Origin of the sequence: Pseudomonas sp. GM49 (assembly GCF_000282355.1) — a bacterium.
In the GTDB taxonomy this organism is placed as follows: Bacteria; Pseudomonadota; Gammaproteobacteria; order Pseudomonadales; family Pseudomonadaceae; genus Aquipseudomonas.
The window spans coordinates 1-2385 of record NZ_AKJL01000201.1 but is presented as its reverse complement, the minus strand read 5'-3'; the positions used below and the strand labels follow the sequence as shown (position 1 = coordinate 2385).

Genomic DNA, 2385 nt, shown 5'->3' with positions numbered 1-2385 from the left:
CCGCCGGTTTCGGTGCCGACGGTATCGGCGGGACGGCCGACGATCAGTTCGGCGCGGGCAACATCATCCTCGGCGGCGATGGCAGCGACATCATCGAAGGCCGTGGCGGCAGCGACCTCATCGACGGCGACAGTTGGCTCAACGTACGCATCAGCGTGCGTCAGAACATCGATGGCACCGGACCGGAGATCGCCAGCTTCGACAGCATGACGCCGATGATCCCGCTCATGTTGAACGGCACCTTCAATCCTGGCCAGCTAGTCGCCGTGCGTGAAATCCTGCCCGGTACATCCGCGGGCGGGGCTGCGTTCGACACCGTCAACTTCATGGGTCCTCTGGCGAACTACACGATCGCCGTCAACGGCATCGTCGTCGATCCCGTCGTTCCCCTCGATATCGCCGGCACCGACATCGTCACCGTGACCGACAATGTCGGCAAGGAAGAAACCGACCGTCTCACCCATATCGAGCGGCTGCAGTTCTCCGATCAGGCAGTGGTCCTCGTGCAGGGGGTCAACGCCGAGCCTGTGGGTGCACTGACGGTCGATAACACCGCACCGACCGTTGGCCAGACGCTGACCGTGTCGGCGGCAGGCATCACCGATGGCGACAACGCGGGCGGGGCGATCCACAATTCCATCAGTTACATATGGCAGTTTGAAGCGGCACCGGGCTCGGGCGTCTTCGAGGACATCATCCTCGGGCCAGGCCGCATCGGTATCGGATTTACCAGAGCGGACAAGCCCACTTTCACGGTGACGTCGGATCTTGCCGGTCTGGCAATTCGCGTCAAAGCCTTCTATGCGGACGATCATGGTGTGACCGAGCAGGTATTCTCGGCACCCACTACCGCAGTAGTGGCCGCGGCACCGGCCCCGGTAGTGGCTCCTTCGCTGATCGATCCGCAGACAACTGCCCCAAGCAACGGTGTGCGTTACACGCAATCCGACCTGGCGTTCATCCTTGACCAGATCAAGATAGCGGAACACAACGCGGCCGGTGAGAACCTCAACACGCTGCTCGACAATGTACGGATGCCGTTCGGTTTGCGCACGGTCGAAGGGACGGAAAACAACCTGCTCCATCCCGAGTTCGGTGCCGCCGATAATGTATTCCCACGCCTGACCACGCCTGACTTCCGCCCGGCCGATGCCGGCACGAGTTACACCCAGACCAGCGGCCTGGTGATCGATTCGCAGCCGCGCACCATCAGCAACCTGATCGTCGACCAGACCGCCAACAACCCGGCGGCGGTCGCGGCTACCTTCGATCCGGGTCTGGATGGCGTCCTTGGCACGGCTGACGATGTCCTCAAGGCCGGTGCGCAGGTGGTTACCGGAACCCGTACCGACGGCACGACGTTCCAGACTTTCTTCGACCCGAACGTGAGCCCTGACGCGGGCCTGACCGCGCCGTTCAACCAATGGATGACCTTCTTCGGCCAGTTCTTCGACCATGGCCTGGACCTCGTCACCAAAGGCGGCTCGGGCACCGTGTTCATTCCGCTGCAGCCGGATGACCCGCTGTTCGTGCCCGGTAGCCCGACCAACTTCATGGTGCTGACACGCGCCACCAATCAGCCCGGCCCCGATGGCATTCTGGGCACGGCCGACGACATCCACGAGAACACCAACACCACCTCGCCGTTTGTCGACCAGAACCAGACCTACAGCTCGCATCCTTCGCACCAGGTGTTCCTGCGTGCCTATGAGCTCAACGCAGCGGGCGATCCGGTGGCTACCGGCAAGTTGATCGAAAATCGTGATCTGGGTGCCGATGGCGTGTTCGGTACGGCCGACGACGTCGGGATCGGTGGCATGGCCACCTGGAAGGTGGTCAAGGCGCAAGCCCATGATCTGCTCGGCATCAATCTCACTGATGCCGATTTCAACAACGTGCCATTGCTGGCAACCGACGCCTACGGCAATTTCATCAAGGGTCCGAACGGTTTTCCTCAGGTGGTGATGTTAGGCCCGGATGGCATTGCCGGCACGGCCGACGATGTGTTGGTTGAAGGCAATCCGGCGGCGCCCATCAGCCTGGTCAACGCCGCGCGCACCGGCCATGCCTTCCTCAACGACATCGCGCACACCGCCGTTCCGATCGACGACCAGACCGGCGCAGCACTGCTGCCCGATGCGGACAATGTCGTGGGTGGTACACCTGCGCCGGGCTTCTACGACAACGAACTGTTGGACGCGCACTACATCGCCGGCGACGGTCGGGTCAACGAGAACATCGGTCTGACCACCGTCCATTCCATCTTCCACCATGAGCATAACCGCCTGGTCGATCACACCAAGGATGTGGTCCTGGCGACAGCGGCAAGTGGCGATGTGTCGTTCCTGAACGAGTGGCTGCTGACACCTGTCACTGCCGTTCCCG

1 protein-coding gene is annotated in these 2385 nt (G+C 62.3%); it reads left to right on the top strand.

Annotated features, from left to right (window positions below; genetic code table 11):
* On the top strand, positions 1-2385 hold a 2385-nt coding region (locus PMI29_RS11245), incomplete at both ends, for a peroxidase family protein (RefSeq protein WP_007999812.1).